This is a genomic window from Paucibacter sp. KCTC 42545, assembly GCF_001477625.1.
Lineage (GTDB): Bacteria > Pseudomonadota > Gammaproteobacteria > Burkholderiales > Burkholderiaceae_C > Paucibacter_A.
Genome location: NZ_CP013692.1, coordinates 3,681,096 through 3,699,468, shown reverse-complemented (window position 1 = coordinate 3,699,468; position 18,373 = coordinate 3,681,096). Strand labels below are relative to the sequence as shown.

Sequence of the window (18,373 nt, the reverse complement as noted above, 5' to 3'; positions counted from 1 at the left end):
TCAGTCTTGTCGCTTGGCTGGGGTCGATGCAGGGGCATTGTCTGGCGGCACCGCCGCAGCGTGATCCACTTCATCCGGCAAGTTGTCGGCGCTGCCGCCGAGCAAAGGCCGCAGTGGCAGTGTGAAGGAAAACGCCGCGCCGCCACCAAGCGCCTCGCTGGCATCCAGCACGCCGTGGTGGGCTTCAATGATGGAGCGGCAGATGGCCAGGCCCATGCCCATGCCCTCGGCCTTGGTGCTGAAGAAGGGGGCGCACAAGGCTTCGGCGGTCTTGCCGGCCAGGCCGGGGCCGTTGTCGATCACATCGACGCGCAAAAAGGGTTGCTGCGCTTGCGCACTGTCTTCTTGCTCATCTGCTCGCGCCGCCTCTTGTTGTGAGTCCGGCGGCGGGCTAACCGCATAGCTGCGCAGAATGATGCGTCGGCCCGGGTGCTGTTCGAGCGGGCGCGCCTGCAGGGCGTCGCTGGCATTGCGCAGCAGGTTGATGATCACCTGCTCGACCAGCACGGCGTCGGCCAGCAAGGGGGGCAGGTCTTGCGCCAGCTGCAATTGCAGCTCCACCGCGCCACGTTGCAGCTCGCGCTGCAGCAACTCCACCGCGGCGCTGATGACCTTGTTGAGTTCGCAGGCCTCGTGCTGGGGTTCGCGCCGGGTCAGGAAGTGGCGGATGCGCTGCACCACCCGGCCGGCTTGCGCGGCCTGGGCGCCCAGGCGTTGCAGTGCGCCCAGCACGCGCGGCTCATCCACACCCAGCTTGGCCAATGAGTTGATGACGCCAGCGTTATAGCTGGCGATGGCCGTCAGCGGTTGATTGAGTTCGTGCGCCAGGGTGGAGGCGACCTCACCCAACATGGTCAGGCGGGCGTGGTGGGCGAGGGTGTCGACCTGGCGGCGCTCACGCTCCTCCAGGGTCTTGCGCGTGGTGATGTCGATGATGGAACCCATCCAGCCGATCTGCTTGCCGCTGGCGTCCACCAAGGGCGACTCGAACACCATCACGTCCAGCATGCGGCCGTCTTGATGGCGCCAGCGGGCCTCGTAGCCTTCGCGCGGGGCGTGGCCGGCCAGGTTGCGGCGGTTGCGCTGGCTCACGGCCTCGATGGCATCGGGCGGCCAATAAGGCATGGGCGGGCGCAGGCCCACCAGGGCTTCGGCGCTCAGGCCCACCATCTCGCAAAAAGTGCGGTTGACGTAGAGCAGGCGGCCTTCGGCATCACGCGCGCGCAGGCCCACCAGGGCCGAGTCCTCCATGGCGCGGCGCCAGGCGGCTTCCATACGCCAAGCGTTTTCGGCGCGTGAGATGCGGCGCAGCTGGCGGCGCAGCAGCCAGCTCGCCCCTGCCACCAGGGGCAAGAAGCCGGCGATCAGAATCAGCGCCAAAGGCTTGATGCTGGCAGGCGGCGGCTCGCGCAGGGTCAGCTCCAGGGCGGCGTCGCTCAGGGGTTCTTGGTCGGCCGCAAACTCAACTGGCGCATTGGGCCCGTTGGTCAAGGGGCTGGCACGAAAAGGGCCGGCAAAGCCAACCCGGTAGCTGGGCCGCGCCGCTTGTTGCGCGGCACGCAAGGGGCTGTCTTCGCTGATGGAGGCGATCACCTGATCGGCGCTGTCCACCATCTGCACATCGTATTTGCGCGCCAGCCACCAGGGCACGCCGCGTTGCAGCAGCAGGGCGGGGGAGTAGCGCAGCACCAGCACGCCGTCGCGCCCGCCCGGGCCGACCGGCTCGCTGAGGTGGAGCGACAAGCCCTCATCCTCGGTCTCGCGCCGGCCTTGCACATCTTGCGGGCTCGGCATCTGGGCCACGATGCGGTGCTGGGCATCCAGCCAGATCACCGACAGCCACAGGCGGCGCAGGCCCGCGTTTAACTCCGGGTGGCGCGCCAGCGCTTCCGCGGAGGGGCGCTGGCCTGCCAGGCTATCGGCCAGGTCGCGCAGGTGGCTGTGCTCTTCGCGCAGCTTGGCGCGCAGCTGCGCTTCGGTGCTGAGTGCGTCGGAAATCAGGGTTTGGCGCTGCAACTCGCGCTCTTCGATTTCGTTGTCGCGGGTCCACATCAGCACCCCCGCCACGAACAGAAGCGACAGCACCAGCGGCAGGCTCCACAGGCCTTGGCGCCACAGGGCGGTTGGCGCGGGGTGTCGGGTGAAGGGGGCTTGTTGTGGCATTGGCTGGGGCGGCTCAGGCAGCAGTGGCGAGCAAAGTGCGGCCTGCTCTGCGGTGGCATTGGGGCGATTATGAAGGGCGGCAGGGCGGGCGCTCCGCTGTGCAGGGCGAGGGTTAGGGCTGATGTGGAAGTCCACAACTACCCTTTGTTTGCTTGAAATTTCACAATGACTCGCAAGTGCGCAAAGCTGGGCCTTGGCGCACCAAAACCAATACATCAAGCCGGAGACAAAGCACCATGCGCAAAGCCACCCCAAGCATCCGTCGCCTCACCCTGTCTGCCATGCTGGCCGCTGCCGGCAGCTTGGCCCTGGGGGCCTTGCCCCTGGCCGCACAGGCGCAAGCACCCATCATCATCAAGTTCAGCCATGTGGTGGCGCCCGATACCCCCAAGGGCAAGGGCGCGCAGCGCTTCAAGGAACTGGCCGAAGCGCGCACCGGTGGCAAAGTCAAGGTGGAGCTGTACCCCAACAGCCAGCTCTACAAAGACAAGGAAGAGCTCGAAGCCCTGCAACTGGGTTCGGTGCAGATGCTGGCCCCTTCGCTGGCCAAGTTCGGCCCGCTGGGCGTGAAGGACTTCGAGGTCTTCGACCTGCCCTTCATCTTCAATGACCAAGCCGCTTTCCGCGCCGTCACCGACGGCCCCGTGGGCGCCGATCTGTTCAAGAAGCTGGAGCCCAAGGGCATCAAGGGCCTGGCCTACTGGGACAACGGCTTCCACATCATGAGTGCCAACAAGCCGCTGCACAGCGTGGCTGATTTCAAGGGCATGAAGATGCGCATTCAGTCCAGCAAGGTGCTGGACGCGCAAATGCGCGCGCTGGGCGCGATCCCGCAGGTGATGGCTTTCAGCGAGCTGTACCAGGCGCTGCAGTCCGGCGTGGTCGATGGCTGCGAGGGCGTGCCTTCTAACTTCTACACCCAGCGCACTTATGAAGTGCAAAAGCACACCACCATCTCCAACCATGGCCACTTGGCCTATGCGGTGATCGTCAACAAGAAGTTCTGGGACGGCCTGCCGGCCGATATCCGCGGCCAGCTGGAAGGCGCCATCAAGGAGTCGTCCACCTACGCCAATGCGATTGCCGCGACCGAGAACGGCCTGGCCCTGGAAAAGATGAAGGCCAGCGGCAAGACCACCATCTACACCCTGACACCGGCCGAAACCGCCGAGTGGAAGAAGGCCTTGATGCCGGTGCACAAGGAGATGGAGTCGCGCGTGGGCAAGGCCACCATCGATGCGGTCTACAAGGCCACGGGCTTTGTGCCGGCCAAGTAAGTAGCGAAAAGCCAGCCCCTTCAAGTTCGCCTGCGGCCAGCGCGCGCCGCGGGCGCAGGTGGCTCCGGCACCGGCCCCGCAGGGCATGCGGGCACCCAGAAAAATAACAGCAGGCAAGACCTGCCACCATCATGATCAATCGATTTCTCAATCACCTGGAAGAGTGGCTGATCGCCTTCCTCATCGGGGCCGCAACCCTGGTGATCTTTCTGGCGGTGCTGCATCGCTACCTCTCGGGCGTGCCCTGGATTCAGGACTACACCATCCAGATCAATATGAGCTGGGCCCAAGAGCTGTGCATCTTCATGTTCGTCTGGATGGCCAAGTTCGGCGCCGCTTACGGCGTGCGCACGGGCATCCACGTCGGCGTGGATGTGGTCTTGCGCAAGCTGCAAGGCCGTTCGTACAAGGCCCTGGTCTTGTTCGGCTTGCTGTCGGGCGCCTTGTTCACCGGCACGGTGGCGGCGTTGGGTGGCAACTTCGTGTGGCATATCGCGCAAACCGACCAAACCTCGGCCGATCTGGAAGTGCCGATGTGGTGGGTCTACGCCTGCGTGCCGCTGGGCAGCTCCTTGATGAGCTACCGCTTCTTGCAAGTGGCTTGGGCCTTCCTCAAGACCGGTGAGTTGCCGCATCACGACCACGCCCATGTCGAGGGTGTCGAGGACGATGTGCTCGAAGAGGCCTTCGCGGCCGACGCCAACAACAAGCCCAAGTCGGCCTAAGGGGACGCAGCGCTATGAACGCCTCCATTATTTTTATTCTCTTGATCGTCTTGATGCTGACCGGCATGCCGATCAGCATCTCGCTGGGCCTGACGGTCCTGACCTTTCTCTTCACGATGACCCAGGTGCCGATCGAATCGGTGGCCCTGAAGCTGTTCACCGGCATCGAGAAGTTCGAGATCATGGCCATCCCCTTCTTCATACTGGCCGGTAACTTCCTGACCCACGGCGGGGTGGCGCGGCGCATGATCCGCTTCGCCTCCAGCATGATCGGCCACTGGCATGGTGGCTTGGGCCTGGCCGGTGTGATGGCCTGCGCGCTGTTCGCCGCCGTGTCGGGCTCTTCGCCTGCCACCGTGGTGGCCATTGGCTCGGTGATTCTGCCGGCCATGGTCAAGCAAGGCTTTCCGAACAAGTTCGGCGCCGGCATCCTGACCACCTCGGGCTCGCTGGGTATCTTGATTCCGCCCTCGATCGCTATGGTGATGTATTCGGTCTCGACCAACACTTCTGTCGGCGCCATGTTCATCGCCGGTGTGGTGCCGGGCCTGATGCTGGCCGCAGCCCTGGGTTTCACCACCTGGTTCATCGCCCGCAAGAACAATTACCCCCGCATGGACAAAGCCAGCTGGGGTGAGCGCTGGACCGCATTCCGCGAAAGCGTTTGGGGCCTGCTGCTGATCGTGGTGGTGATGGGCGGCATCTACTCGGGCATCTTTACACCCACCGAAGCAGCTGCCATGGCGGCGGTGTATGCCTTCATCGTGGCCGTGTTCGTCTACAAAGACCTGCCGCTCAAGCGCCTGCCCAAGGTGCTGCTGGATTCCGCCAGCATGAGCGCGATGCTGCTCTACATCATCACCAACGCGGTCTTGTTCAGCTTCTTGATGACCAGCGAGGGCGTGCCCCAAGCCATGGCCGACTGGATGATCAACCAAGGCTTCGGCCCGGTTGCCTTCTTGCTGGTGGTCAATATCTTGCTGCTGCTGGCCGGCAATGTGATGGAGCCTTCTTCCATCATCTTGATCCTGGCGCCGATTCTGTTCCCGGTGGCAATCAAGCTGGGCATCGACCCCATCCACTTCGGCATTCTGATCGTGGTGAATATGGAAGTGGGCATGTGCCATCCGCCGGTGGGCCTGAACCTCTACGTGGCCTCGGGCATCACCAAGATGGGAATCTCTGAGCTGACCGTGGCCGTGTGGCCCTGGTTGTGCACCATGCTGGCCTTCTTGCTGCTGGTGACCTATGTGCCGGCGATCTCGCTGTGGCTGCCTAATTTGTTGATGAAGTAAAGGGCTTGGCCCGGCGCCTGAGTGCGACTCAGGGGCTCCAATCCAGGGCAGGGCGCGACGGCTTTCATCAGCCGCGCGCCCTGTTTCTTTTTGCGCGCGCATTCTTGCGGCGGCGCAAAGTCCGCCGCCCGTTTGCAGGGGATGATGCGCGCCGGCGCCGCATTTCAGCGGTGGTATCGTCCGGGCAGTTCAGCAAGATGAGATTTCGCGCTTCATGAAGTTTTGGCGATTCGCTCGATTCAAACAGATGTCGCTTGCACGCCAGCTGACCGTGCAAATCGGTGCTGTCATCGTGCTCTTGCTGCTGTGTCTGGCGCTGATTGCGCAGCTGTCCATCGCCCGGCTGACCTCCGCCCAGGTGCCATCCATCCTGATGCGCAATGTGGTGTTGCGGGCCACTCAGCAGGGCCAGTTGTTCGCCCAGGCGCAGGCCAGTGTGAAGCGCCTGCATGCGGCCTGGCTGGAGCGTGCCGAGGCGCTGCCGCCAGCGCAGGCCGAGCGGCGTTTCGCTGAGCTGTTTGAGCGCTCGGCCGATGGTGTCTGGCGTGTCAAGCCGGCGCTGGTGGATGCCAAACGCCGGCCCACTTTTTATTTGCAGAACGGCCAAGGGTTGAGCGCGGATGAACGCCTGCGTGCCGTGGTCAGCCACGATTTGCTGGCCGAGCAAGGGCCGGCCCTGGTGCCACCGTTCTTCTCGGCCTATGTGGACTTTGTCGAGAAGGGCCTGATGGTCTATTCCAACGGCATCGACTGGGGGGCCAGCGCCACGCCGGCCACCGACAATTTCGACTACCCCACCATGCAGGGCTCGGACCCGAAGCGCAATCCGCAGCGCGAGCAGTTCTGGACCCCGGTCTATTTCGATGCCGAGGCCAAAACCTGGATGGTCTCGGTGATCGCGCCGCTGGACTGGCGGGGCCGCTGGGTCGGCACCGTCGGGCACGACATCAGCGTTGACACACTGCTGAACGTACCGCAAGACGTGGAGAACGGTAGCAAGGCCATCATCCTCAGCCATGATGGCCACCTGATTGCCCACCCCGATTTGCGCGAACGCATTGCTCAGGCCCAAGGCCAGCTGGCGCTGGCGCAACTCAATGACCCGGTGCTGGACATGGCTTACGCAATGATCCGCTCGCATGTCCAGAGCCAGGCTAGCGGCGCTGACCTGGGCCAGGGTCTGGCCTTGCAGTCGCCCGACGGCGCTTATTGGGTGGCCTGGGCGCCGATTGCCGGGCCCGATTGGTGGTCGGTGACCTTGCTGGAAAAGGCGCGCCTCGACCAGCGCGTGCGTGGCGCCGCGTATTGGATTCTGGGCTTCAGCCTGCTGGCCTTGGGGCTGACGCTGTGGATGGTGCGGCGTGTGATTCGGCGCCTGGTCAAGCAGCCTTTGGGTCGGCTCACCGGCGCGGTGGACACCTTGGCCGAACAGCTGGCGCAGGACCGTGAGATCGCGCCGATGGTGGCTGGCTCGTCCAGCGATTTGCGGCGTCTGAGTTCGGCCTTTGATGCGCTGGGCGCGCAGCTGCTGGCGCGCCAGCGCGAAACGCAATCGCAGGCGCAGGCCTTGCAACATGAGGTGACGGAGCGCCGTCAGGCCGAAGGCGAGGTGCGCCAGCTCAATGCCACGCTGGAAGACCGGGTGGCGCAGCGCACCGCCGCCTTGCTGCAAGCGCAGGAAGAACTGGTGCGCAAGGAAACGCTGGCCGGCTTGGGCTCGCTGGTGGCCGGCGTGGCGCATGAACTGAACACGCCCATCGGCAATGGCCTGATGGCGGTGGACACGGCGCGGACCGCTGTAGAAGCCGCACTCACGCAGCTGCAAGAGCAGGCGCAAGGCTTGCCACTGCGCCGCAGTGCCTTGCAGGCCAATTTGCAGACGGTGGCGCAAGGCCTGGACCTGGCGCTGGGCAATCTGGGCCGCTCGGCCAGCTTGGTGCAAGACTTCAAGCAAGTTTCGGTGGACCGCGCCAGCCTGCAGCGCCGCCTCTTCGATTTGAAGCTGGTGTGTGATGAGGTGCTGCATCTGCTGCCCTACACCCTCAACGCCCGGCCTCAGGGCAAGTCCCTGCACAGCCGCGGCGTCTTGCGGGTGGAGGTGGCGGCGGATGTGCAGCTGGACAGCTACCCCGGCGCCTTCGGCCAGGTGCTGGGCAATCTGGTGGAGAACGCCTTTGTGCACGGCCTGGCCAACTGCCAGAGCGAAAGCGGCGGCGAGGTTTTGATCCGCCTGGAATCACTGAGCAACGATCAAATCGTGCTCAGCGTCAGCGATAACGGCGGTGGCATTCCGCTTGCGCATCAGTCGCAGGTGTTCAAGCCCTTCTTCACCACCAAGCTGGGCGAAGGCGGCAGCGGCCTGGGCCTGCATCTGGTCCACACCCTGGTGAGCAATGTGCTGGGCGGCAGCATCGAGCTGCGCAGCACGCCGGGTCAGGGCACGGTGTTCACACTGAATCTGCCCCGGCGCGCGCCGCAGGCTTGAGGCGGCGCTTCCTCATGCGCCCTAGCTGACTGCTTCCCCCTTACTTGCTCTGGCGCGCCAGCCACTGCTTGAGCTTGGCCTCCAGCAAATCCAGCGGCAGGGCGCCATCGCCCAGAATTTGCTCATGGAAGTCGGCATAAGAGAAGTCGGCGCCTAGGCGCGCCTGGGCCAGATCGCGCAGTTCGCGAATTTTCAGTGCGCCGATCTTGTAGGCCAGGGCTTGGCCGGGCCAAGCCATATAGCGCTCGGTAGAGCGGCGGGCGTCGGCCTCGTCAATGCCTTCCGCGTCCATCATGTAGCGCATGCTTTGCTCACGCGTCCAGCCTTTGGCGTGCAGACCGGTGTCGGTGACCAGGCGCACGGCGCGGTGCAGGTCCGCGCTCAGGTGGCCCAACAGCGCGTCGGCATCATTGGCGTACAAGCCCATCTCATGGCCCAGCGATTCGGCGTACAGGGCCCAGCCTTCGATGAAGGCATCGTTGCCGCTGTAGCGGCGAAAGCGCGGCAGGGCTGATTCGGCCTGCAGCGCAATCTGAAAATGATGGCCGGGCTGGCCTTCGTGCAGGAACAAGCTGGTCATGCCGGTGGTGGCGATATCGCCCGGCGCGGTGATGACTTCGAAGAACACGCCGGGGCGCGAGCCATCGCTGGCGGCACTCATGTAGTGCGCGCTGGCAGTGGCCTTGCTGATCTCGGGTTCGGCGCGAATTTCCAGCGCCGCCTTGGGGCGCAGCTTGAACAGGCGCGGCAGTTGCGCCTCCACCTTTTGGTTGATGGCGGCGTAGGCGGCCAGCACCTCGGCATCGGTCTTGAAGGGGCGCATGGCGGGGCGCTGGTTGTATTCGGCCAGGAAGGCGCTCAGCGGCCCGCTGCCGCCCAGCTGGGGTTTGAGCTTGTCCATCTCCGCATGGATGCGCGCCACCTCGGCCAGGCCCAGCTGGTGGATGGCCTCGGGCGTCAGCGCCGTGGTGGTGGCCTCGCGCACCCGCATGGCGTACCAGGCTGCGCCATTGGGCAGCGCACCCAGGCCGGCGCTTTCGCGGGTATGCGGCAGATAGTCCTGCTGCAAAAAGCGCAGCAAGGCGGCCATCGAGGGCTGCAGCTGCTCGCGCCAGGTCTTGCGATAGGCCTGGCTCAAGCGCTGGCGTTGCGCGGGCGTGAAGTGGGCCGGGAATTGGCGCAGCGGCAGGGTGAAGGCGCTGTGCTCGGCATCCGCCTCGGCCAGCGGGCGCAGGGTTTCGATGGCCCGCTCGGTCAACGCGCGCGGCTGGACGATGCCGCGGCGCATGCCCTCGCGCATATTCGTCATCGCCTGCGCGTTCCAGGCCGGCAAGGCCTGCAGACGCTTGAGGAAATGGCGGTAATTGGCTTCGCTGCTCAAGACCTGCACGCCTTGGCCGGTGCCCAGCTGGGCCAGGGTGACGGGCATGCCGCCGTAATGGTCGATGGGCAGCAGCTCGGCAGGGAATGCCAGTGCCGCGAGTTGATCTTCTGCTTGGCGCTGCAGCAGGGCCAAGCTCAGGCGCTCGGGCTCTGGCAGTTGGTCCTGCGGCAGGGCGCTCAGTTCGCGCAGCAGTTGTTGCTGCAGCTGGCGCTCGCGGCGCAGATGCGCGGGGGCGATATCGATGCTGAGCTTGTCCTCAAAGCGGGCTTCGCCCAGCAACTCGCTGGCTCGCAGCGGGTCGAGCTGCAAGCCAGCTTCGAAGTAGCGTTCACCGATCTGATGCAGCAGTCGCGAGGGCGCTGTGGTGGCTGCTTTCGCTGCGGCAGCTACGGCTGGCTGTGGGGCCTGTGCTGCCTGGGCGCTCAGGACGGGGAAGGCGAGGGCGACTGCGAGAAAACGCTTCAGCATGGGCGAGTTTGTTGGCGGCATCGGAAGGGGGCCATCCTAGCCGCATTGCTTGCACGGGCGCTGGCGATGGCCCAGCGATGGCTTCGCCATGGCTCAGCTCACGGCGGCTATGCTTTGGCCTGCAGAGGGCAGAGGAGAACAAACGCAGCACCATGGATCCGATAGCAGCAATTCGCCATTTCAACCACGGCCGTGAACCCGAGCGTTTGCAGCTGAAGTACCAGCGCATGCGCGCCGACCCCTTTGCTTTTTTCCGCGGCAGCTGCCACTTGTTCCACGCGCAAATGCCGCCGGACTTGCCGGCCGCGCCGCTGGCCTGGGCCTGTGGCGACGTGCATCTGGAAAACTTCGGCAGCTACAAGGGCGACACCCGCCTGGTCTATTTCGACTTGAATGATTTCGATGAAGCCGCCTTGGCCCCGGCCAGCTGGGACCCGCTGCGTTTATTGGTCAGCTTGCGGCTGGGTCTGGGCAGCCTGGGCCTGGGCGCAGCCGATGCCGAGCCCTTGTCCCAAGCCTTCCTGAGTGCCTACGCCGCCGCCTTGGCCGAGGGCAAGGCCTACTGGATTGAAACCGAGACCGCGAGCGGCCTGATTGCCGATTTGCTGGGCAGCTTGCAGGGCCGCAAACGCGCGGCCTATCTGGACAAGCGCTGCAGCGGTGAGGGCTTGCAACGGCGCCTCAAGGTCGACGGCAAGAAGACCTTGCCGGTGACGGAAGCGCAGCGCGCCGAGGTGCAGGCCTTGATGCAGCAGTTCGCCCAGACTCAGTCCCAGGCCAAGCCTGATTTCTTTGAACTGCTGGATGTGGCGCGGCGGGTTGCCGGCACGGGCAGCCTGGGCCTGACGCGTTATGTGCTTTTGGTGGCGGGCAAGGGCGGGCCTGATGGCCAATATTTGCTCGACCTTAAGCAGGCCATGCCCTCGGCGCTGCAACCCTTTTCGCCTGCAGCCCAGCCGGCGTGGGCGGACGAGGCCCAGCGTATCGTGGCCTTGCAGCGGCGCTTGCAGGCCGTGCCGGTAGCGTTTCTGCAGCCCGTGCTGTTCAAGCAGCAGGCCTTTGTGTTGCGCGCCTTGCAGCCCACCGAGGACCGGGTGGCCTTGCGCGCCACGCAGCTGAAGACGGGTGAGCTGGCCACGCTGGTGGCAAATTTCGGCCAGTTGCTGGCCTGGGCGCAGCTGCGCAGCGCGGGCCGCGAGGGCTCGGCCACGGCCGACGCCTTGATCGCGTTTGGCCAGTCCCGCCCGCAGTGGCAGCCTGCGCTGCTCCAGGCCGCCAAGGCTTGCGCCGAGCAGGCGCTGCGTGACGCCGAGCAATTCAATCAGGCCTACGACCAGGGTGCCTTCAGCCATGCCTAGCGCGCCGCTCCTCATGTCCTCACCCCAGCCCGCTGCTGCGCCTGCCTCGCAAGCACGTTGGCGTGATCTGGTGGCCGGCCTGTGCGTGGCCGGCCTGCTTTTGCCCGAGGCGGTGGCTTATGCGGGCCTGGCGCGGCTGCCGGTGGCCCATGCCTTGACGGGTATGTTGGTGGGCTTGCTGCTGTACGCCTTGTTCGGCGGCAGCCGTTTCGCCATCGTGTCCCCCACCTCGTCCAGCGCCACCTTGGCGGCAGCCGCCGTTCTGACCATGCCAGGCTTTGTGGGCAACGCTGAGCATGGGCATTATGTCCAGGCCCTGCTGGCGCTGGTGCTCTTGGCAGGGGTGATTCTGTGTCTGCTGGCCTGGGCCAAGCAGGGAGCTTTATCGGCCTTTGTGTCACGGCCAGTGCTGCGCGGCTTTGCCTTCGCGCTGGCCGTCACCATCGTCATCAAGCAATTGCCTGATGCGCTGGGCCTGACCCTGCCCGCGGGCGTGCGGCACGATCCTTTGCAAATCTTGGCCTATGTGTTGAGCCATCCTCAGCAGTGGCATGGGCTCAGCGTGTGGGTGGCCTTGGCGGCGGGTGTGGGTCTTGCCCTTCTCAGGCCCTGGCCGCGGGTGCCGGCTGCCTTGGTGGTGATTGTGCTGGCCATCGCGGCGGCTGCCGGGCTGGACTTGCGTGCGCTTGGCGTGGCCGAGGTGGGCGCAGTGGATGCCTTGCGTTTTTCCCCGAGCTTGCCCGATCTGCCGGTGGCGGAATGGCTGCAATTGGCCGAGCTGGCCTTCGGCCTAGTGGTACTGCTGTTTGCCGAATCCTGGGGCAGCATGCGCACTCTGGCCTTGGCGCATGGAGACCGGCTGGAGCCCAATCGCGAGCTGCTGGTGCTGGGCGCTTGCAATATCGGTTCGGCCTTGTTCCAGGGCATGCCGGTGGGCGCGGGCTTCTCGGCCTGCGCCGCCAATGCGGCGGCTGGGGCGACCAGCCGTTGGTCCGGCGTGGCCGCCCTGGGCGCCATCGTGCTGGTGCTGCTGTTCGCGTTGCCGGCTCTGCACTTCCTGCCCCGGCCGGTGTTGGCGGTGGCGGTGATTGGGGCGCTCTTCCATGCCCTCAAGCCCGCGCCCTTGCTGGCGCTGTGGCGCATGAATCGTGACCGCACCCTGATGATCACCGCGGTGGCGGCGGTGATTCTGTTTGGCGTCTTGCACGGCATGTTGGCGGCGATTGCGCTCTCGCTGGTGGATGCTTTGCGGCGCTTCAGCCAGCCGGTGGTGCATGAGTTGGGCGAGCTGGACGACAGCCGCAACTACGTCACCCTGGGCGGCGGCGCCCAGCCCAAACCCGGCCTGCTGGTGTTGCGCCCCGAGGAGCCGCTGTTCTTTGCCAGCGCCGAGCGGGTGGAGGCCGAGGTGATGGGCCGGGTGGCGCCGGGCGACGGCATACGCACCGTGATCCTCAGTCTGGAGGAAAGTTCGGATCTGGACAGCACGGCGGTTGAGTGCCTGCAGGAGCTGGATCAACGCCTGAGGGCCTGCGGCAAGACTCTGGTGCTGTCGCGCGTGAAAGAGTCTGTGCGCGAGTTGCTGCAGGGCTGGGACCCGCAAGGCCTGGGCGCGCCCGAGCGCATGTTCTGGAGCGTGGCCGATGCGGTGCAGGCGAGTTTGATGGCGCCTGCTGCCGATGCAGCTTCAGTTGTTAGGGGCTAAGGTCGCCCCGGTGCGCGCCGAACGCCGCACTCAGGCATGCAGCTTGAAGCCGCTCACCAGGCCGGCCAATTTCTTGGCCTGCTCGCGCAAGGATTCGGCGGCGGCCGCGCTTTCCTCGACCAAGGCGGCGTTCTGCTGCGTCATCTGATCGAGCTGACCGACCGAGCCGTTGACGGCGCCAATGCCCTCGCTTTGCTCTTCGGTGCTGGCGCGGATCTCGCTGATGATGTCGCCGACCTTGCCGACGCTGGCCACAATCTCCGTCATGGTGCTGCCGGCGGCTTGAACCAGGCGGGCGCCGGTTTCGACCCGCTCGACGCTGGCGCCGATCAAGGCCTTGATCTCACGCGCAGCCTCGGCCGAGCGTTGCGCCAGTGAGCGCACCTCGCCCGCCACCACCGCGAAGCCGCGCCCTTGCTCGCCCGCGCGGGCCGCTTCCACGGCCGCATTCAGGGCCAGGATATTGGTCTGAAACGCGATGCCATCGATCACGCCGATGATTTCGCTGATCTTGCGCGAGCTGGTGTTGATCTCGTCCATGGTCGACACCACTTGCCCGACCACCTCGCCGCCGCGCTGCGCCACATCGGCGGCATTGCCGGCGAGCTGCTTGGCGGTGGCGGCGTTGTCGGCGCTGTGGCGCACCGTGCCGGTCAGCTCGGTCATGGCGGTGGCGGCTTGTTGCAGATTGGAGGCCGTCTGCTCGGTGCGTTGGCTCAGGTCCAGATTGCCGGAGGCGATCTCGGTGCTGGCGGTCTGGATGCTGTCGGCGCTAACGCGCACTTCACTCACCACGCGGTTCAGGCCGTCTTGCATGCTGCTGAGCGAGCGCTGCACCTCGCCGATCTCGTCCGTGCGGTTCACCTCGATATTGCCGCTGAGGTCGCCGCCGCCGATGCGTTCGGCCTGGCGTGCCAGTCGGGTCAGCGGCGTGGTGATGGAGCGGACCATAAAGTAGGTTGAAATCGCCAAGCCGATGACGATGGCGCTCATCACCCCCGACACCGTCCAGAGCGTGCGCATGCGGTCCGCCGCGGCGGTATCGCGCACGGCTTGTGAACGCTCGGTCTCCAGCTTGACGAAGGCCTGCTGGGCGTCCAAATAGGCGCTGACGGCGGGCAGCATGCGTGAGTTCAGCGCCGCGATGGCCGCCGGCATATCGCCTGCGGCCTTGAGCTTTCCGACCTCGGTGCGTACGTCGATGTAAGCGCTGCGCCGCTGGGCGATCAAGGCCATCGCGGCCTTCTCGCTGGCGTCATCTGCCAAGGCTTCCAGTTGCTTTTGAATCTCGGAAATCGCCGCCGTGGTGCTGGCAATTTCGGGCTTGAAGGTGGCGGCCACATTGGGGTCGCTGCTCAAAATGCCGGCCGTGGTGCGGACGGCATTGGTCTCGGTCAAGCCGCGCCAGCGCAGGGCCAGCTCAAACACCTGTTGCTGCGTCGCCTGGCCGGTGCTCACCTTGGCTTGCTGCGACTGCGCGCGCGCGAAGGTGGCGGCAATGATCAGCGCCACGATCAGGGCCAGGGCGATGATGGGCAACCACAGCTTGGTCTTGATGGAGAGTGAGGTCATGACTTGAGCCTTCCAACTGAGACAGAAATGGGTGAGTGCGGCGGGCGCGCGCGGCCATATCCGGCGCTTCGGCATGGCCGACGCAAGACAACTTCTCTCGCTATCGGCGGCGCGCGCTGAAACTGAACTCGGGTGTTCAGCCTGCGCTTGCTGTTAGGCTGAGCACCCTTGCCAGCAATTTGACTTGCGACCATGAGCTTTTTGGCCATCGACATCGGTAATACCCGCCTCAAGTGGGCACTGTACGCTTCGCCGCAGCCGGGCGCAGCCTTGCTGGCGCATGGGGCGGTATTTCTTGAGAACATCGAGCAACTGGCCGACAGTGACTGGCGCGACCTGCCCGCGCCGCACAGCGTGCTGGGCTGCAATGTGGCGGGCGACGCGATGCGCCGGCGGGTCGAGGAGCAGCTGGAACTCTGGGAGGTGGAGCCGCGCTGGGTGGTGGCCAGCAGCCATGCCGCTGGCGTCAGCAATGGCTACGACTTCCCCGGCCGCCTGGGGGTGGACCGCTTTGTGGCCCTGATCGGTGCGCGCTGGCATGTGCTGAACCGCTGCGGCGCTGAGCTGCCGCCCCGTGCCGCCCTGGTGGTGATGATTGGCACCGCGGTGACGGTGGATGCGCTGGACGAGACCGGCCGCTTTCTCGGTGGCCTGATCCTGCCCGGGCACGGCATCATGTTGCGCGCGCTGGAAGGCGGCACCGCCGGCCTGCGTGTGCCCACCGGCGAGGTGCGCGACTTCCCCACCAACACCTCGGACGCCCTGACCAGCGGCGGCACTTACGCCATCACCGGCGCGATCGAGCGCATGCACCGCCATCTGCAAAAGCGTGTTGGCCATGTGCCGCTAACGCTGATGACCGGCGGCGCTGGCTGGAAGGTGTCACCGACGCTGGAGATTGCGCATGAGTTGGTGGACTCGCTGATCTTCGAGGGCATGCTGGCCCTGCAGTCGCACCGGCTGGCCTTGTAAGGCGCACTGCCGCAGCGCTAGCGCTTGCGGCGAGCCGCTTATTTCTTGGCGAGCTCTTCGCGCAGCGCCGCCAATTCTTCGTGCACCGTGCGCAGCTGCGCATGCATATCGCGCAAGATGTCTTGCTCCATATGCCGCTCGGAGCTTTCCACCCACATCGCGGCGATGGCGGCCGTCACCAGCGACAGCACCGCGTAGCCCAGCAGGACCACGAACACGGCGAAGATTTTGGCCGCCGGTGTGGTCGGCACGATGTCGCCATAGCCCACCGTGGCCGCGGTGGTGAAAGCCAGCCAAAGGCCGTCGCCGAGGTCGTGGGCGCGCGGCTCCAGAGCCCAAAAGCCCACCCCACAAAAGCCCAGCACCAGCAATGCCAGCGTGAGCAAATAGCCCAGGCCACCGCGCGTGACCCAGCTTTTTAGCGCCCAGACCATGCGTACCAGGGTCAGCATGGACACGAACAGGCGCACCGCCAAAGCCAGATTGGAGTGCGCGCTGGGCGCGATCAAGGCCGCCGTCAGCAAGCCCAGCACCAAGAGCACGTCCAGGCCATTGCTGCGCAGGTATTGGCGTGGGTGGCTGACGTGGCGGCCGACCCGCCACAGCGAGGTGCACATGATGGCCGCCGCCGCGAAGTAAATGGCCTGCGCCAGGGGGGTGGGCAGGTTCTCCAGCAGCTCGATGTAGAAGGCCGGAATGGTGGCGAACAAGGCGATCAGCACCGGCCAGCGCCAAGCACGCTCGGTCCGCGCTGCCGCCGGATTCAGCGGCGAAGGTCGGGCCAAGCCCCAGCTGCGGGTGTTGAGGAGGGAGGCTTTGCGGTGCGGCATAGCCCGCAGCGTAGCGGGCCGAGTCCGGTTTGGAATTGACCTGAATCAAGCAGGCCGAAGGCGCCGCTGCGCTTGCGGGCGCTCGCCCAAGCTGAGCGCGGGGTCTGCGACCTTTTCCGACTGCTCCTGAGCTTGCTGAGAGCGCAGGGCTTGCGAGCGGTTGCGCGCAAGCCCTGCGTTACTCCGCCAGCTTAAAGAATGAAGCGCGACAGGTCTTCGTTCTTGGCCAGTTCGCCCAGCTTGGCGTCGACCTCGGCTGCGCCCAGGGTGAGGGTCTGACCACCCAGGTTCGGCGCATCGAAACTGATTTCGTCCAGCAATCGCTCCATCACCGTGGCCAAGCGGCGGGCGCCGATGTTCTCGGTGCGCTCGTTGACCTCAAAGGCGATTTCGGCCAGGCGGCGGATGCCCTCGGCGCTGAGTTCCAAGGTGACGCCCTCGGTGGCCAGCAAGGCCTGGTATTGCTTGACCAGGCTGGCGTGGGTGCTGCTCAAGATGGCTTCAAAATCGTTCACCGACAGCGAACCCAGCTCGACCCGAATCGGGAAGCGGCCTTGCAACTCGGGGATCAAATCGCTGGGCTTGGCCAGGTGAAAGGCGCCCGAGGCGATGAACAAGATGTGGTCGGTCTTGACCATGCCGTACTTGGTGTTGACCGTGGTGCCTTCCACCAGCGGCAGCAGATCGCGCTGCACGCCCTGGCGCGACACTTCGGCCGTGCCGCTATCGGCATGACTGCTGCGCGAGCAAACCTTGTCGATCTCGTCGATGAAGACGATGCCCATCTCCTGTGCGGCGGCCAGCGCGGCGGTCTTGATGTCGTCTTCGTTCAGCAGCTTGGCGGCTTCTTCCTCGATCAGATGCTTGAGCGCGTCTTGCATCTTGAGCTTGCGGGTCTTGCGCTTGCCCGCGCCGAGCTGCGAGAACATGCCTTTGAGCTGCTCGGCCATCTCTTCCATGCCGGGCTGGCCCATGGGACCAAGAATCTCCATGCTGGGCTTGCCCTCGAGCAGATCGACCTCGATTTCCTTATCGTCCAGCAAGCCCTCGCGCAGGCGCTTGCGCATGATTTGCCGGGCCGTGTTGTCCGGCGTGGCCGGGGCTGTGGCGGTGGAAAAACCGACCTCGCTGCGCGGGGGCGGCACAAGGATGTCGAGCACGCGGTCTTCGGCGGCGTCTTCGGCGCGCAGGCGCTGGCGCTTCATTTGCTGCTCGCGCTCTTGCTTGACGGCGATCTCGACCAGATCACGGATGATGGAATCCACATCCTTGCCCACATAGCCCACTTCGGTGAACTTGGTGGCCTCGACCTTGATGAAGGGGGCGCCGGCCAGCTTGGCCAAGCGGCGCGCGATCTCGGTCTTGCCCACACCGGTGGGGCCGATCATCAAGATGTTCTTGGGCGTGATCTCGGCGCGCAGCTTGTCGTCCACTTGCTGGCGCCGCCAGCGATTGCGCATGGCGATGGCAACGGCGCGCTTGGCCGGGTGTTGGCCGACGATGTGGCGGTCGAGTTCGGAGACGATCTCCTGCGGGGTCATTGAACTCATTCCAGCACCTCGATGGTGTGATTTTGATTGGTGTAGATGCAGATATTGCCGGCGATCTCCAGCGACTGCTTGACGATCTCTGCCGCGCTGAGCGTGCTGTGCTTGAGCAAGGCTTGCGCGGCCGCTTGTGCGTAGGCGCCGCCGGAGCCAATCGCCACAATCCCGAGCTCGGGCTCCAGCACATCGCCGTTGCCGGTGATGATGAGCGAGGCCGTGCGGTCGGCCACGGCCAGCATGGCCTCCAGGCGGCGCAGCACGCGGTCGGTGCGCCAGTCCCGCGTCAGTTCAACGGCGGCGCGCACCAAGTGACCCTGGTGCTTCTCAAGCTTGGCTTCGAAGCGTTCAAACAAGGTGAAGGCATCGGCCGTGGCGCCGGCAAAGCCGGCCAGCACCTGATCGCGGTGCAGCTTGCGCACCTTGCGTGCACTGGCTTTGACGACGATGGTGCCCAGCGTGACTTGGCCATCGCCACCAATGGCGACCTGCATGCCGGTGGGCGTTTGGCGGCGCACACTGACAATCGTGGTGCCGTGAAAAACGGGGTGTTGTTGAGAGTCCATGGCTTCACAAATGGATGTGGAAGCCTAAT

The 18,373-nt window shown here is 65.3% G+C and carries 13 protein-coding genes; 7 read left to right on the top strand and 6 right to left on the bottom strand.

All coding sequences use genetic code 11. From position 1 onward, the window contains the following. Nucleotides 1–2,163: a two-component system sensor histidine kinase NtrB gene (locus AT984_RS15940; RefSeq protein WP_058720943.1), complete on the bottom strand. Its 2,163-nt coding sequence runs from the start codon at nt 2,161–2,163 to the stop codon at nt 1–3. A 281-nt stretch (nt 2,164–2,444) separates the two neighbouring features. Here AT984_RS15940 and AT984_RS15935 point away from each other — a divergent pair, with 281 nt between their 5' ends. The 4 genes from AT984_RS15935 (at nt 2,445) to AT984_RS15920 (ending at nt 7,945) form a co-directional block, all read left to right on the top strand. After that, on the top strand, nt 2,445–3,440 hold the full coding sequence (locus AT984_RS15935) for a TRAP transporter substrate-binding protein (RefSeq protein ID WP_156422231.1): 996 nt from the start codon (nt 2,445–2,447) through the stop codon (nt 3,438–3,440). Nucleotides 3,441–3,571: 131 nt separating this feature from the next. After that, nucleotides 3,572–4,165: a TRAP transporter small permease gene (locus tag AT984_RS15930; RefSeq protein WP_058720941.1), complete on the top strand. Its 594-nt coding sequence runs from the start codon at nt 3,572–3,574 to the stop codon at nt 4,163–4,165. A gap of 14 nt (nt 4,166–4,179) precedes the next feature. Then, nucleotides 4,180–5,460: a TRAP transporter large permease gene (locus AT984_RS15925; protein WP_058720940.1), complete on the top strand. Its 1,281-nt coding sequence runs from the start codon at nt 4,180–4,182 to the stop codon at nt 5,458–5,460. Nucleotides 5,461–5,707: 247 nt separating this feature from the next. Beyond that, nucleotides 5,708–7,945, top strand: a complete 2,238-nt coding sequence (locus AT984_RS15920; RefSeq protein WP_058720939.1) for an ATP-binding protein — start codon at nt 5,708–5,710, stop codon at nt 7,943–7,945. A 40-nt stretch (nt 7,946–7,985) separates the two neighbouring features. On the opposite strand, the gene AT984_RS15915 is transcribed toward AT984_RS15920, so the two are convergent. Further along, a complete protein-coding gene (locus AT984_RS15915; protein ID WP_058720938.1) occupies nt 7,986–9,797 on the bottom strand; it encodes a DUF885 domain-containing protein in 1,812 nt (603 codons plus the stop codon). Nucleotides 9,798–9,949: 152 nt separating this feature from the next. Here AT984_RS15915 and AT984_RS15910 point away from each other — a divergent pair, with 152 nt between their 5' ends. Then, nucleotides 9,950–11,155, top strand: coding sequence for a DUF2252 domain-containing protein (locus AT984_RS15910; RefSeq protein WP_058720937.1), 1,206 nt, complete (start codon nt 9,950–9,952; stop codon nt 11,153–11,155). A 13-nt stretch (nt 11,156–11,168) separates the two neighbouring features. After that, a complete protein-coding gene (locus AT984_RS15905; protein WP_082680363.1) occupies nt 11,169–12,860 on the top strand; it encodes a SulP family inorganic anion transporter in 1,692 nt (563 codons plus the stop codon). Between the two features lie 30 nt (nt 12,861–12,890). Here the strand turns inward: AT984_RS15905 and AT984_RS15900 are convergent, their stop codons facing one another. After that, a complete protein-coding gene (locus tag AT984_RS15900; protein WP_058720935.1) occupies nt 12,891–14,432 on the bottom strand; it encodes a methyl-accepting chemotaxis protein in 1,542 nt (513 codons plus the stop codon). A 192-nt stretch (nt 14,433–14,624) separates the two neighbouring features. On the opposite strand from AT984_RS15900, the gene AT984_RS15895 reads away from it, so the two are divergent. After that, nucleotides 14,625–15,404 carry a type III pantothenate kinase gene (locus AT984_RS15895; protein WP_058720934.1) on the top strand — a complete coding sequence of 260 codons (780 nt, stop codon included), beginning with the start codon at nt 14,625–14,627 and terminating at the stop codon, nt 15,402–15,404. Nucleotides 15,405–15,442: 38 nt separating this feature from the next. Here the strand turns inward: AT984_RS15895 and AT984_RS15890 are convergent, their stop codons facing one another. From AT984_RS15890 to hslV, 3 genes are all read right to left on the bottom strand, one after another. After that, entirely contained in the window at nt 15,443–16,234 is a 792-nt protein-coding gene (locus AT984_RS15890) for a potassium channel family protein (RefSeq protein ID WP_058720933.1), read from the bottom strand. 191 nt (nt 16,235–16,425) lie between these two features. Further along, nucleotides 16,426–17,784: an ATP-dependent protease ATPase subunit HslU gene (gene hslU / locus AT984_RS15885; RefSeq protein ID WP_058720932.1), complete on the bottom strand. Its 1,359-nt coding sequence runs from the start codon at nt 17,782–17,784 to the stop codon at nt 16,426–16,428. Further along, nucleotides 17,781–18,344: an ATP-dependent protease subunit HslV gene (gene hslV / locus AT984_RS15880; RefSeq protein ID WP_058720931.1), complete on the bottom strand. Its 564-nt coding sequence runs from the start codon at nt 18,342–18,344 to the stop codon at nt 17,781–17,783. The genes hslU and hslV overlap by 4 nt, the downstream gene beginning before the upstream one ends. Between the last annotated feature and the right edge of the window lie 29 nt (nt 18,345–18,373).